At 72.0% G+C, this 13,218-nt stretch carries 9 protein-coding genes and 1 pseudogene; 7 read left to right on the forward strand and 3 right to left on the reverse strand.

The annotated features are described in order from the left end of the window. The 4 genes from AQJ46_RS31630 to AQJ46_RS31645 all read left to right on the forward strand — a co-directional run. Positions 1-782, forward strand: a 782-nt coding sequence (locus tag AQJ46_RS31630; protein ID WP_159064081.1) for a dihydrolipoyl dehydrogenase family protein, incomplete at its 5' end; no start/stop codon positions are given. Positions 783-960: 178 nt separating this feature from the next. Continuing rightward, positions 961-1,758: an oxygenase MpaB family protein gene (locus AQJ46_RS31635; protein ID WP_225887438.1), complete on the forward strand. Its 798-nt coding sequence runs from the start codon at positions 961-963 to the stop codon at positions 1,756-1,758. Between the two features lie 61 nt (positions 1,759-1,819). Then, positions 1,820-4,069, forward strand: a complete 2,250-nt coding sequence (locus AQJ46_RS31640) for a serine/threonine-protein kinase (protein WP_059208809.1) — start codon at positions 1,820-1,822, stop codon at positions 4,067-4,069. A gap of 73 nt (positions 4,070-4,142) precedes the next feature. Beyond that, positions 4,143-5,714, forward strand: a complete 1,572-nt coding sequence (locus AQJ46_RS31645) for a phytoene desaturase family protein (RefSeq protein WP_059208810.1) — start codon at positions 4,143-4,145, stop codon at positions 5,712-5,714. Between the two features lie 305 nt (positions 5,715-6,019). Here the strand turns inward: AQJ46_RS31645 and AQJ46_RS31650 are convergent, their stop codons facing one another. Continuing rightward, complete coding sequence (locus tag AQJ46_RS31650; RefSeq protein ID WP_059208811.1) at positions 6,020-6,829, reverse strand: SDR family NAD(P)-dependent oxidoreductase; 810 nt, start codon at positions 6,827-6,829, stop codon at positions 6,020-6,022. A 54-nt stretch (positions 6,830-6,883) separates the two neighbouring features. Between AQJ46_RS31650 and AQJ46_RS31655 the strand changes: the two genes are divergently transcribed. Next, complete coding sequence (locus tag AQJ46_RS31655; RefSeq protein ID WP_059208812.1) at positions 6,884-7,735, forward strand: helix-turn-helix transcriptional regulator; 852 nt, start codon at positions 6,884-6,886, stop codon at positions 7,733-7,735. 4 nt (positions 7,736-7,739) lie between these two features. Here AQJ46_RS31655 and AQJ46_RS57445 read toward each other — a convergent pair. Beyond that, positions 7,740-8,032: pseudogene (locus AQJ46_RS57445) on the reverse strand (serine hydrolase); the annotation flags it as partial. A gap of 90 nt (positions 8,033-8,122) precedes the next feature. On the opposite strand from AQJ46_RS57445, the gene AQJ46_RS31660 reads away from it, so the two are divergent. Both AQJ46_RS31660 and AQJ46_RS31665 read left to right on the forward strand, forming a co-directional pair. Continuing rightward, on the forward strand, positions 8,123-9,232 hold the full coding sequence (locus AQJ46_RS31660; protein WP_059208813.1) for an NAD(P)H-dependent flavin oxidoreductase: 1,110 nt from the start codon (positions 8,123-8,125) through the stop codon (positions 9,230-9,232). After that, entirely contained in the window at positions 9,229-10,782 is a 1,554-nt protein-coding gene (locus tag AQJ46_RS31665; RefSeq protein WP_059208814.1) for an acyl-CoA synthetase, read from the forward strand. The genes AQJ46_RS31660 and AQJ46_RS31665 overlap by 4 nt, the downstream gene beginning before the upstream one ends. A 3-nt stretch (positions 10,783-10,785) precedes the next feature. Here the strand turns inward: AQJ46_RS31665 and AQJ46_RS31670 are convergent, their stop codons facing one another. Continuing rightward, on the reverse strand, positions 10,786-13,182 hold the full coding sequence (locus AQJ46_RS31670) for a penicillin acylase family protein (RefSeq protein ID WP_059208815.1): 2,397 nt from the start codon (positions 13,180-13,182) through the stop codon (positions 10,786-10,788). Between the last annotated feature and the right edge of the window lie 36 nt (positions 13,183-13,218).

Raw genomic sequence — 13,218 nt, forward strand, 5'->3', positions numbered from 1 at the left:
GTATCGCCCCGCTGGAGGACGCCGAGGTCTCCGCCGAACTGGCCAAGCAGTACCGGAAGTTGGGCATCGACGTCCTCACCTCGACCCGCGTCGAGTCGATCGACGAGTCCGGCCCGCAGGTCCGTGTCACGGTCACCGGCAAGGACGGCGCTCAGCAGGTGCTGGAGGCCGACAAGGTCCTGCAGGCGATCGGTTTCGCGCCGAACGTCACCGGCTACGGCCTGGAGAACACCGGCGTGCGCGTCACCGAGCGCGGCGCGATCGACGTCGACGGCCGCTGCCGCACCTCCGTCCCGCACATCTACGCCATCGGCGACGTCACCGCGAAGCTGATGCTCGCGCACGCCGCCGAGGCGATGGGTGTGGTCGCCGCGGAGACGATCGCGGACGCGGAGACCATGGAGCTGGACTACGTGATGATCCCGCGTTCCACGTTCTGCCAGCCGCAGATCGCCAGCTTCGGCTACACCGAGGCACAGGCGCGGGAGAAGGGCTTCGACGTCCAGGTGGCCAAGTTCCCGTTCACCGCGAACGCCAAGGCCCATGGCCTGGGTGATGCGACCGGGTTCGTGAAGCTGATCAGCGACGCCAAGTACGGCGAGCTCCTCGGCGGTCACCTCATCGGCCCCGACGTCACCGAACTCCTCCCCGAGCTGACCCTGGCCCAGCAGTGGGACCTCACCGTCCACGAGGTCGCCCGCAACGTCCACGCCCATCCGACCCTGGGCGAGGCGGTCAAGGAAGCCGTGCACGGCCTCGCCGGCCACATGATCAACATGTAGCTCGGGGGAATGACACAGCAGTGTTGAGGGAACGATCCGGAGTGACCTCGGATGCGGGATCGGTGTGATGCTCTGGAGACAGGCGGAGGCTGTGGTCACACCTGGGCGTACGGCAGGGGCAGCCGGCTTCGAGGCCGGCGATCCCGGGCTGTTCACCCCGGACTCGGTGACCTGGCAGATGCACGGCGACCCGATGATGTGGGTCGCCGGCATCCGCGCGCTCTACCTCCAGGCCCTGCATCCGCGCGCGCTGCGCGGAGTCATGCAGAACTCCGACTTCCGGCGCGAGGCCTGGGGCCGGCTGATGCGCACCGCCAACTTCGTCGGCACGACGACGTACGGCACCACGGAGGCCGCCGAGAAGGCCGGCGCCCGGGTCCGGAAGATCCACGGCCTGCTCGGCGCGACCGACCCCGACACCGGCGAACGTTACGGCGTCGACGAACCCCAACTCCTGCTGTGGGTGCACTGCGCCGAGATCGACTCCTACCTCCAGGTCGCCCGCCGCTCCGGCTTCCGCCTCACCGACGAACAGGCGGACCGCTACCTGTCCGAGCACCGGGTCAGCGCCCGCCTGGTGGGCCTGGACCCCGACGCCGTACCGGCGAGCCAGTCGGAGATGGCCGCCTACTTCGAGAAGATGCTGCCCGAGCTCGCCGCTACGCCCGAGGCCCGCGAAGTGGACGACTTCCTTCTCCGCCCACCGACGCACCCACTCCTCGTCCCGGCGCGAGAGATGCTGTGGCGGCGCGTGGCGCAGCTGGCGTACGCCGCCCTGCCGCCGTACGCCCACGAGCTGTACGGCAGGAAAGCGCCCGAACCCACCACCGTCACCCGCCAGTTGCGCGCCACCGGCACCCTGCTGCGCTGCGTTCCCGCACGTCTGCGCTGGCAACTCCCGCCCAAGCATATCCTCCGCGCCATGGCCCGCCTCGGGCCGGGCTCCCGGCCCGCCCCGTACAAACTCGGACGATAGGTCGCCATACTGGACGGGCCATGGGAGGGCGGGGCGAACTTTACGGGGGCGGTCGCAGGAGATGGGGGACAGCAGGCTCATCCAGGGGCGGTACCGGCTGCTCGATCCGATCGGGCGCGGAGGCATGGGCGAGGTGTGGCGGGCACGCGACGAGTCGCTGGGCCGCCATGTCGCCGTGAAGTGTCTCAAGCCGCTGGGCGGGCAGCACGACCAGAACTTCACCCGGGTCCTGAGGGAGCGGTTCCGGCGCGAGGCGCGCGTGGCCGCCGCCCTCAGCCACCGCGGCATCACGGTCGTCCATGACTTCGGCGAGTCCGACGGCGTCCTCTACCTGGTGATGGAGCTCCTGGACGGCCGCAACCTCAGCCAGCTCCTGGAGGACAACAAACAGCACCCGCTGCCCGTCGCCGATGTCGTCGAGATCGCCGACCAGGTCGCCGCCGCCCTCGCCTACACCCACCAGCAGGGCATCGTGCACCGGGACCTGAAGCCCGCGAACATCGTCCGGCTCACCGACGGCACCGTGAAGATCTGCGACTTCGGCATCGCCCGCCTGGGCCACGACGTCGACTTCACCTCCCGGCTGACCGGCACCGGCATCGCGATGGGCACCCCGCACTACATGTCGCCGGAGCAGATAGGAGGCTCCGAGGTCGACCAGCGCAGCGACCTGTACTCCCTGGGATGTGTGCTGTACGAGATCGCCACCGGGGCACCGCCGTTCGACCTGGAGGACGCGTGGGCGATCCTCGTCGGCCACCGCGACACCCCACCGCGGCCGCCGCGCAGTCACCGCGCCGAACTCCCGGAGTACCTCGAGAAGGTCATCCTCGACCTGCTGGCCAAACAGCCCGACCAACGCCCGCACGACGCGCGTGAGCTGGGCCGCCGGATCACCCTGGGCCGCACCACACCGGCGTACGTGCCCACCGTGGTGACCCCGCGGCCCGACTTCCGGCCGCCGGAGTCCGCCGAACCCGCCCGCCCCCGCGAGACCCGGCTGCCGTCCTGGACCCGTGGCATGACCACCGGCCACAAGGCCACCGGCGCCGGCCTGGTCACCACACCTCCGGACGCCGGGGCCGGTCTCACCGGCGAGTGGATCGCCCGCCCCGCCACCGGCCGCACCGAGGAACCGGTGCCGGACGAGCCGCCCGTGCCCTCCGCGCAGGCACTCGCGGCACTCGCCGGACGGCACAACGCGGGACTCAGCCTCGGGCGCCTGGGCCGCTGGGCCGAGGCCGGCGAGGTGCACCGCGCGGTAGCCGCCGAGCGTGAGCACCTGCTCGGCCCCGACCACCCCGACACCCTCGCCAGCCGCTACGAGGTCGCCTTCACCCTCAGCCGCACCGGCCGCGCCGCCGACGCCCTGCGCGAGTACAAGCACGTGGCCGCGAGCAGAACCCGCGCCTTGGGTGCCGATCACCCCGACACCCTCGCCGCCCGCCAGGAAATGGCGTACGTCCTGGGCCAGTTGGGCCGCCACTTCGACGCCCACCAGGTCTACAACTCGGTGCTCACCGCTCGGGAACGCGGCATGGGCCCCGACCACCCCGACACCCTCCGCTGCCGCCACAACCTCGCCTTCAATCTCAGCAGGCTCGGCCGCCTGGAGGACTCGTACCGCATGGCCTGCGAGGTGGCCGCCGCCCGCACCCGGGTACTGGGCCCCCAGCACCCCGACACGCTGGTCACCCGCTACGAAGTCGCCTACGCGCTCGGCCAGTTGGGGCGCTGGGCGGAGGCACTGCAGACCTACCACGAGGTCGCCGAAGCCCGCGCCCAGGCCCTCGGCCCCGACCACCCCGACACCCTCGCCGCCCGCTACGAGGTCGGCATCAGCCTCGGACGCCTCGGCCGCAGCGCGGACGCCCTCCAGCTCTACCGCGACCTGATCGAGGACCGCACCCGCATCCACGGCCCCACCCACCCCGAGACCCTGCGCGCCCGGCACGGCCTCGGCGTCAACCTCGGCCGCCTCGGCCGCTGGGAAGAAGCCCTGGCCGAGTCCCGTGACGTGTGCGCGATCCGCGAACGTGTCCTCGGGGCCGACCATCCGGACACCCTGGTCAGCCGCCGCGAGGTCGCCGTGGGCCTGGGCTGGCTGGGCCGCTGGGCGGACGCCCTCACCGAGTACCGCAGGGTGGCCACCGCCCGCGAACGCGTCCTCGGCGCCGACCACCCCGACACCCTCGCCAGCCGCAACGACGAGGCCCACTGCCTGGAGCAGCTGGGGCGGGGCGCGGAGGCGGTGGAGCTCTACCGCCGGGTGGCGGTCCTGCGGCAGCAGCGGGCGTCGGGAGCGCAGTGACCCGGGGCCGGCGCCGTGGGCCGGCTGCCGTCCACCTCTGGCCGACCTAGATCACCACGTGTTACGAAGAACCATGCCTGCACACGAGGGACACCAGCGCAGTTACGACGCCGTCATCGTCGGCGGGGGGCACAACGGACTGGTCGCCGCCGCCTATCTGGCCCGGGCCGGACGGTCCGTACTGGTGCTCGAGCGGCTCGGGAACACCGGGGGCGCGGCGGTCTCCACGCGGCCGTTCGCGGGGGTGGACGCCCGGCTGTCGCGCTACTCGTACCTGGTCAGCCTGCTGCCCAAGAAGATCGTCCGCGACCTCGGCCTGGACTTCCGCATCCGCACCCGCAATGTCTCGTCGTACACCCCCGTGGAACGCGACGGCAGGCCGACCGGTCTGCTCGTCGGCGGCGGTGAGCGCCGCACCAGGGAGGCCTTCGCCCGGCTCACCGGCGGCGAACGCGAGTACCAGGCCTGGCAGCGGTTCTACGACATGACGGGCCGCGTCGCGCAGCGGGTCTTCCCCACCCTCACCGAGCCCCTGCCCACCCGGGACGAACTGCGCCTGCGGGTGGACGACGAGGAGGCGTGGCGGGTCCTGTTCGAGGAACCGATCGGCGCGGCCGTGGAGGACCGTTTCGCCGATGACCTGGTCCGGGGTGTCGTCCTGACCGACGCGCTCATCGGCACCTTCGCCGACGCCCACGACCCCTCCCTCAAGCAGAACCGCTGCTTCCTCTACCACGTGATCGGCGGCGGGACCGGCGCCTGGGACGTCCCCGTCGGCGGCATGGGCGCCCTCACCGACGCCCTGGCCACGGCGGCACGGGACGCGGGCGCGGTCCTCGCCACCGGGCACGAGGCCGTACGGATCGACACGGACGGCAGCGCGGCGGAGATCACCTATCGCACGGCCGACGGAGAGGGCACCGTCGCGGCCCGGCACGTCCTGGTGAACGCCTCACCGCAGCAACTCGCCGTACTCACCGGCGACCAGCCGCCCACCCCCGCCGAGGGCGCCCAGCTCAAGGTCAACATGCTGCTCAAGCGCCTCCCGCGGCTGCGCGACAGCGAGGTCGACCCGCGCGAGGCGTTCTCCGGCACCTTCCACATCGCCGAGGGCTACGAGCAGCTGGCCACCGCCCACGCCCAGGCGGCCGCCGGCCGGCTTCCCACCGCGCCGCCCTCCGAGATCTACTGCCACTCCCTCACCGACCCGACGATCCTCGGCCCGGACCTCGTCGAGCAGGGCTACCAGACCCTCACCCTGTTCGGCCTGCACACCCCGGCCCGGCTCTTCGACCGGGACAACGACGCCGTACGCGAGGAACTCCTCAAGTCGACCCTCGCCCAGCTCGACGCCCACCTCGCCGAGCCGCTGGCCGACTGCCTGGCCACGGACGCGGACGGCCGGCCCTGCATCGAGGCCAAGACCCCGCTCGACCTGGAGCGGGACCTGCGGCTGCCCGGCGGCAACATCTTCCACCGGGAACTGTCCTGGCCGTACGCCCAGGAGGGCACGGGCCGCTGGGGCGTGGAGACCCGGCACGCGAACGTGCTGCTGTGCGGGGCGGGCGCCGTGCGCGGCGGCGGGGTGAGCGGTGTGCCGGGGCACAACGCGGCAATGGCCGTGCTGGAGGAACTCGGCGACTGACACGGGCTGCCGCGGACCTGCGCCTTCAGGCCCGGCTGGCGTGTGCCGCTCGTGGCCGCCTACCCCTGGCGTCAGGCTGGCGTGTGCGGCTGGTGTGCGCCTGCCTTCAGGCATGGCCGGCGTCTGCGGCTGGTGTGCGCCTGCCTTCAGGTTCGGCTGGCGTGCGGTACTCGTGGCCGCCCACCCCTCACGCCCGGCTGGCGTGTGCCTGCTCGTGTCGCGTGCCCTCCACGCCTGGCTGGTGTGCGCGGCTCGTGGCGCCTGCCCTCAGACCGGCTGCCGTGCCCCCTTCGCGGCGCGCCCTCTCACGCCCGGCTGCCGCCGTCGACCTGGAGCACCACTCCGGTGACGTACGAGGCCCGGTCGCTCAGGAGCCAGGCCGCGGCCTCGGCGATCTCGGCCGGGTCGGCGCCGCGGCCCAGCGGGGTCTGCGCGACGAGCTGCTCGACGATGCCCGGCGAGTTCGTCTCCCAGTCGTCGATCATCTCGGTCAGCGTCGTGCCCGGGGCGATGGCGTTGACGCGGATGCCTTCCGGGCCGTAGGTGGCCGCGGCCGACGCGGTCAGGCTGTTGACCGCCCGCTTCGCGGCGCCGTACGCGGGCAGCCAGGGGTTGGCCATCAGGCTGCCGACACTGGAGTTGTTGACGATCGCGCCGGTGCCCGCGGTGGCCCGGATCGCGGCGATCTCGGCGTTCATCGCCAGCCAGGGGCCCTTGAGGTTGACGGAGATGACGTGGTCGAAGTCGGCCTCCGACAGCTGGTCCATCGGGCCGGGCTGCTGGCTGGTCGCACCGTTGTTGAAGGCGATGTCCAGCCTGCCGTACAGCTCGACGGCCCGGTCCACGGCGGCCTGGACGCTCGTCGGGTCGGCAAGGTCGCACAGGACGTAGTCGGCGGTGCCGCCGGCCGCCCGGATCTCCTCGGTCACGGCCTTGAGCTGGGTCTCGGTGCGGGCGGCGAGCAGAACGCGGGCGCCCTCCCGGGCGAACAGCCGTGCGGCCGCCGCGCCGATGCCACGTCCGGCACCGGTGACGAAAGCGACCTTGTCGGCGAGCAGGGGGGTGATCGTGGTGTTGGTCATGCCGACGAGCCTCCCTCCGGCCGCGATCCTCATCCAGGCACAGGTGGTACCTGGCTGGGCGACCCGGAACCCGCGCACACTGGGAACGTGGACCGACGAGAACTGGCCGACTTCCTGCGCAGCCGACGCGCGCGCATCACCCCCGCCGACGTGGGCCTGCCCGCCGGACCGCGCCGCCGCACACCGGGCCTGCGCCGCGAGGAGGTGGCACAGCTGGCGTACATCTCCACCGAGTACTACACCCGGCTGGAGCAGGCGCGCGCACCCCGTCCCTCCCTCGATGTCCTGGCCCAGGTCGCCCGCGCCCTGCGCCTGTCGGACGCCGAACGCGACCACCTCCACCATCTCGCCGGCACCCCGCCGGGCCCGCCGCCGGGCCCCTCCCGCGAGGTGCGCCAGAGCATCGTCGACCTGCTCCACCGGCTGCCGCAGGCCGCCGCGATCGTCATCTCGGCCACCTACGAGGTCATCGCCTGGAACGACCTGGCCGCGGCCCTCATGGAGGACTTCTCCGCCCTTTCCCGCCGCGACCGCAACCTCGTCCGGCGCGCCTTCCTCGGCCCGCACCCGCAGGGCCGGCGACTGTACGGGGTGTCGGACGGGGAGGAGTTCGCGCTCTCCTCGGTGCAGCAGCTGCGCGCCGCCTCCGCCCGCTATCCCGACGATCGCGAGCTGACCGGCCTGGTGGCGGAACTCCTCGACGGGAGCGAGGAGTTCGCCCGGCTGTGGGCCGCCCACGACGTCGAGTCCCGCCCCACCCTGTGCAAGACCTTCGACCACCCGGTCGTCGGCCCGGTCGCCGTCAACTGCGACGTCCTGGACATCGCCGACCGCGACCAGCACGTCGTGATCTACACCGCCACTCCCGGTTCCCCGTCGGAAGAGGCACTACGACTGCTGTCGGTCGTCGGCACCCAGCGGCTGGACGTCCCCGGCTGAGCCGTCAGTCGCCGGACGCCGTCCAGCCGACGGCCTCGATCCGGGCGGCGTCCGCCGGTCGTGACTCGTCGAACAGGGCGCAGTCACCCGTGCCGACGCGCAGCCCGTCGACGTACGCGTCCCGACGTGCAGCCGGTCGGTGGCGTACCGCCGGCGCAGGGCGGGCCGGCGATCCGCCGGGAGGCGGGCCGTGCGCCGGTACCAGGCCCGTCCCGACCAGCCGGTGACCGAACCGGCGCGGTGATCCTGCGTGCCGTCGTGCTCCGTGGTGAACGGCACCGGCTGCCAACTCGTCCCGCAGCCGCGCGGCACCCGACTTGGAGCAGAATCTGACGGAGCATCAGAAAACCTCTTCCGTCGTCCGGTGGTCTGCGGCATCCTGCGGCCATGCAGACGGAGCTGAGCAAGAAACTGGGAGTCGAGCACGCCGTCTTCGGCTTCACGCCGTTCCCCGCCGTCGCCGCGGCCATCAGCCGGGCCGGCGGCTTCGGAGTGCTCGGCGCGGTCCGTTACACGGCCCCCGACGAACTCAAACGCGACCTCGACTGGATTGAAGCGAACGTCGACGGCAAGCCGTACGGCCTGGACGTCGTGATGCCCGCCAAGAAGGTCGAGGGGGTGACCGAGGCGGACGTCGAGGCCATGATCCCCGAGGGGCACCGGCAGTTCGTCAAGGACACCCTCGCCAAGTACGGCGTGCCCGAACTCGCGGAGGGCGAGGCGTCGGGGTGGCGCATCACGGGCTGGATGGAACAGGTCGCCCGCAACCAGCTGGACGTCGCCTTCGACTATCCGATCCGGCTGCTCGCCAACGCCCTCGGCTCCCCGCCCGCCGACGTGGTGGCCCGCGCGCACGATCAGGGCGTCCTCGTCGCGGCCCTCGCGGGCAGCGCCCGGCACGCGGTCAAGCACAAGGAGGGCGGCATCGACATCGTGGTCGCCCAGGGCTACGAGGCCGGGGGCCACACCGGTGACATCGCCTCCATGGTCCTCACGCCCGAGGTCGTCGACGCCGTGGACCCGCTGCCCGTGCTGGCGGCCGGTGGCATCGGCAGCGGACAGCAGGTGGCTGCCGCGCTGGCACTCGGGGCTCAGGGTGTGTGGCTCGGCTCCATATGGCTGACCACCACAGAGGCCGAACTGCCCTCGCCCAGGCTCATCGAGAAGCTGCTGGCGGCCGGCTCCGGCGACACCGTCCGCTCCCGTGCGCTGACCGGGAAGCCCGCACGCCAGCTCCGTACGGAATGGACCGACGCCTGGGACTCCGCCGACGGACCCGGCACCCTCCCGATGCCCCTGCAGGGCCTGCTGGTCGCCGATGCCGTCTCGCGCATCCAGAAGTACGAGGTGGAGCCACTGCTGGGCACGCCCGTCGGCCAGATCGTCGGACGCATGACCAGCGAACGCAGCGTCCAGGCCGTCTTCGACGACCTCACCCGCGGCTTCGAGAAAGCCGTCGATCGCATCAACCGCATCGCCGGAAGGAGCGGCCAGTGACGAGCACACCCCCCGCGGGCTTCTGGGCCCAAGCCACCCAAGACCCCTCGCGGTCGGTCCTCATCGCCCCGGACGGCTCGCCCTGGACCGCCGGTCGACTCCACGCCGCCGCCAACCAGCTCGTCCACGGCCTGCGCGCCGCCGGACTCGAACGCGGTGACGCCTTCGCCGTCGTCCTGCCGAACAGCGCCGAGTTCTTCACCGCGCACCTCGCCGCCAGCCAGGCCGGCTTCTACCTGGTTCCGATCAACCATCACTTCGTCGCCCCCGAGATCGCCTGGATCGTCGCCGACTCCGGCGCCAAGGTGCTCATCGCCGACGAACGCTTCGCCGCCGCGGCCCGGCAGGCGGCCGACGAGGCGGGCCTCCCCGCGAGCCACCGGTACGCCGTCGGCGAGATCGCCGGCTTCCGGCCGTACGCCGAACTCCTCGACGGACAACCGGAGTCGGCACCCGCGGACCGTGAGCTCGGCTGGGTCATGAACTACACCTCGGGTACGACGGGCCGCCCGCGCGGTATCCGCCGGCCCCTGCCCGGCAAGCGGCCGGAGGAGGCGTACCTCGGCGGCTTCCTCGGCATCTTCGGCATCCAGCCCTTCGGCGACAACGTCCACCTCGTCTGCTCGCCGCTCTACCACACGGCCGTCCTCCAGTTCGCGGCCGCGTCCCTGCACATCGGGCACCGGCTGGTCCTGATGGACAAGTGGACACCCGAGGAGATGCTGCGACTGATCGACGCGCACCGGTGCACCCACACCCATATGGTCCCGACCCAGTTCCACCGTCTGCTGGCTCTGCCGGAGGAGGTCCGGGCGCGCTACGACGTCTCGTCCATGCGGCACGCCATCCACGGGGCCGCCCCCTGCCCCGACCATGTGAAGCGGGCGATGCTCGACTGGTGGGGGCCCTGTGTGGAGGAGTACTACGCGGCCAGCGAGGGCGGCGGAGCCTTCGCGACCGCCGAGGACTGGCTGAAGAAGCCCGGCACGGTCGGCAAGGCCTGGCCCATCAGCGAACTCGCGATCTTCGACGACGACGGCAACCGGCTGCCGCCAGGCGAACTCGGCACCGTGTACCTGAAGATGAACACGGGTGGCTTCGCCTACCACAAGGACGAAGCCAAGACGAAGAAGAACCGCATCGGAGACTTCTTCACCGTGGGCGACCTGGGGCTCCTGGACGAGGACGGCTACCTCTTCCTCCGCGACCGCAAGATCGACATGATCATCTCCGGCGGGGTGAACATCTACCCCGCCGAGATCGAGTCCGTCCTGCTCCAACACCCCGCCGTCGCCGACGCCGCCGCCTTCGGCATCCCGCACGACGACTGGGGCGAGGAGGTCAAGGCCGCGGTGGAACCGGCCCCGGGCCACGCGCCCGGGCCGGACCTGGCCGACGACCTCCTCGCCCACTGCGCCGCACAACTCGCCGGCTACAAACGCCCGAAGAGCGTCGACTTCATCACCGAGATGCCCCGCGATCCCAACGGCAAGCTGTACAAGCGACGCCTGAGGGATCCGTACTGGCAGGGGCGCTCGCGGCCGGTGTGAGCCTCAGGAACGGACCCGGACGACCCGCAGCGCCGGCGACGACACGATGTCCTTCTCGCAGAACCGGGACGTCACCCACTTCTCCGCCGAGAACAGCCGCGTCTGGTCGCTGAAGTGCGGCGAGTTCGGGTTCGAGGACTGGGAGTACGTCAGCAGGGTCCGGGCCACCGGGCAGCGGCCGCCGTCCCAGCCCACCGCCTGGATGTAGCTGGACCCGGTCGTCACCTCCGTGTATCCGCCGCCCGCCGGGTTCCACACCGGCTCGACCTTGTTCCACACCCCCAGCGACTCGGTGCCGCCCGGAACGGCGATGTGCTTGCCGTTCCGTACGACGAACTGGTGCTCCCCGAGTCGCGATTCCAGCGGGACACCGGCCGCCCGGAGCTCGGTCACCGTGTCCGCGAGGGCCGTGGCGAAGGCCGGCGCGTCGGTGTTGAGCGTGTTCGGCGTGCCCACCGGGTCGGCCGCCGAGAACGGCACCTTCCACAGCGAGGAAGTGGGCAGTTTCCGCCAGAGCCGGTCGAAGAGCAGCGCACCCCGGCTGTCGGTGTTCGCGGTGCGGTCCCAGGCCGCGAGCACCGCGCAGGCCTCGCGGACGTCAACCGCCCTGCCGTCACTGCCTGTTGCCGTGCCACCAGGGAGCGCGGTGCATGCCTTCGCCGCGTCCGCCGCCGCGAGGTCGCCCGCGGTCACCCGGTTGGCGAACTGTTGCGCCTGAAGGTCCCGTACGGTCAGCCGGCCCCGCGCGGCCATCGCGGACACGTCCTGGAGGGCACCGCGGGTGCGCATCGAGCGCTGCGTGCCCACGGTGCCGAAGACCCGCTCGTACCCGGTGATCGGCCGCTCGGCGTTGGCCAGCCAGGCGCTGTCGTTGGAGTTCTCCGCGTACGGCGCGTCCGTGAGGACCGGCATCTTCGCGGGCCCGAAGATCCCCGGCTGTACGGCGTCCGGATCACTGCCGAGGGCACAGTCGCCGCGCGAACCGTCGAGGATCGCCACGCCCGAGGCGGGGTAGGTGACCCGGCCCAGGGGAGTGGAGCAGCGCTGGGCCAGTTCGTCGGTGATCCGGGGGAGCACCTGAGACTGCGTGAACAGCGTGTGCCCCTGCGAGTCGGCGGCGATCGTGTTGACCCACGGCAGCCCCTGGGTGCGCTTCAACGCGCCCAGAACGTCGCTCGTGCTGTGGGCCTTGCTGAAGCCGAGGGCCGTGTCGGAGGCGCGCAGGTTGGTGGCGTTCGGGTCGTTGAGGGCGTACGCCGTCGTGGTCGTCCAGGGCAGCGGCAGCGAGGCGCCGAGCGAGGTGACGACCGGGCCGTACCGCGTCCACCACTGGGTCCCCGTCACCGGTTCGCCGCCCTGGACGGCGACGGTCACCCGGCGCTCGGTCATCCGCTCCGGTCTGCCGTCGACGAGGTACGTGGTCGGGTCGGCCGGGTCGAGGGTGAGCTGGTGCAGGTTGAGGGTGACGCCCGTGGCCACGGTGTGGCTCCAGGCCACCTGCGCGTTGTGGCCTATGGAGATCGTCGCCGAGCCGAGCAGCGAGCCGCCCGCGATGTTCAGTTCGCCGGGGATGGTCTGCTGCGACTGCCAGAAGCGGCGGCCGCCCTGCCAGGGGTAGTGCGGGTTGCCGAGGAGCAGCCCCCGGCCGTTCGCCGTCGTGGCCCCGCTGAAGGCCACCGCGTTGGAGCCCATGTCGGCGGAGTCGGCGGCGAACAGTTCCCGGGCCGCGCGGGCGGTGTCCCGGGCGTCCGGTGCGGCGGACGTCGCAGTGGTGGACGCGGGCGGCTGCGCGGCCGTGATGCCGTCCACGGCCCGGCCCTGACCGCCGAGCACGGCCGGCGCGAAGTTGCGCGCGGCCACGTCCTGGACCGTCACCGGACGCACCCAGCCGGCGCCCTTGCACGCCGGGTCGGTGATCCGGTTCTTCCGCAGCCAGGCGTTGTAGCCCGCCGCGAAGCCCCGCATCAGCTCCTTCACCGCACGGCTCGGACCGCGCGGCGCAGGTGTGGCCATCAGCTTCTCCACCGTCCCCGCCTCCCGCACCCCGCGGAAGTACAGGTCGCTGGAGAGGTTCCTGGTGGCCGAGGAGAGTGCGGAGTCGGAGGCCGCGTCGGCCCCGAAGAAGCGCGAACGTTCGCCGCGCACGGTCACGAACCCGTCGGCGAGCGCGCACACCTGGTCGGTGGCCTGCGCCCACCCGGTGCCGAATCCGAGATCCGCGTAGTTCTTCGCGAGGATGTGCGGGATGCCGTACTCGGTGTAGCGGATGGTGGCGGAGAGACCGCCGTGGGACGGATGTTCCTGTTTCTGCTGGTTCTGTGCCGCTGCGGCCGGCAGCGTGCCGACGGCGGCGGACAGGGCCACGGCCGCGACGACGGCGCGTCTGAGGCGGGTGCGCATCGTGCCTCCCAACGTCATTGAGGGAAGGAGCGGTTG

The sequence above is a fragment of the Streptomyces canus genome (assembly GCF_001514145.1).
GTDB lineage: Bacteria > Actinomycetota > Actinomycetes > Streptomycetales > Streptomycetaceae > Streptomyces > Streptomyces canus.

What these genes read in the sequence shown, in the direction of transcription:
- AQJ46_RS31635 (WP_225887438.1), top strand. Translation starts at nt 961, where the DNA reads ATGCACGGCGACCCGATGATGTGGGTCGCCGGCATCCGCGCGCTCTAC.
- AQJ46_RS31640 (WP_059208809.1), top strand. Translation starts at nt 1,820, where the DNA reads ATGGGGGACAGCAGGCTCATCCAGGGGCGGTACCGGCTGCTCGATCCG.
- AQJ46_RS31645 (WP_059208810.1), top strand. Translation starts at nt 4,143, where the DNA reads ATGCCTGCACACGAGGGACACCAGCGCAGTTACGACGCCGTCATCGTC.
- AQJ46_RS31650 (WP_059208811.1), bottom strand. Translation starts at nt 6,829, where the DNA reads ATGAGGATCGCGGCCGGAGGGAGGCTCGTCGGCATGACCAACACCACG.
- AQJ46_RS31660 (WP_059208813.1), top strand. Translation starts at nt 8,123, where the DNA reads ATGCAGACGGAGCTGAGCAAGAAACTGGGAGTCGAGCACGCCGTCTTC.
- AQJ46_RS31670 (WP_059208815.1), bottom strand. Translation starts at nt 13,182, where the DNA reads ATGCGCACCCGCCTCAGACGCGCCGTCGTCGCGGCCGTGGCCCTGTCC.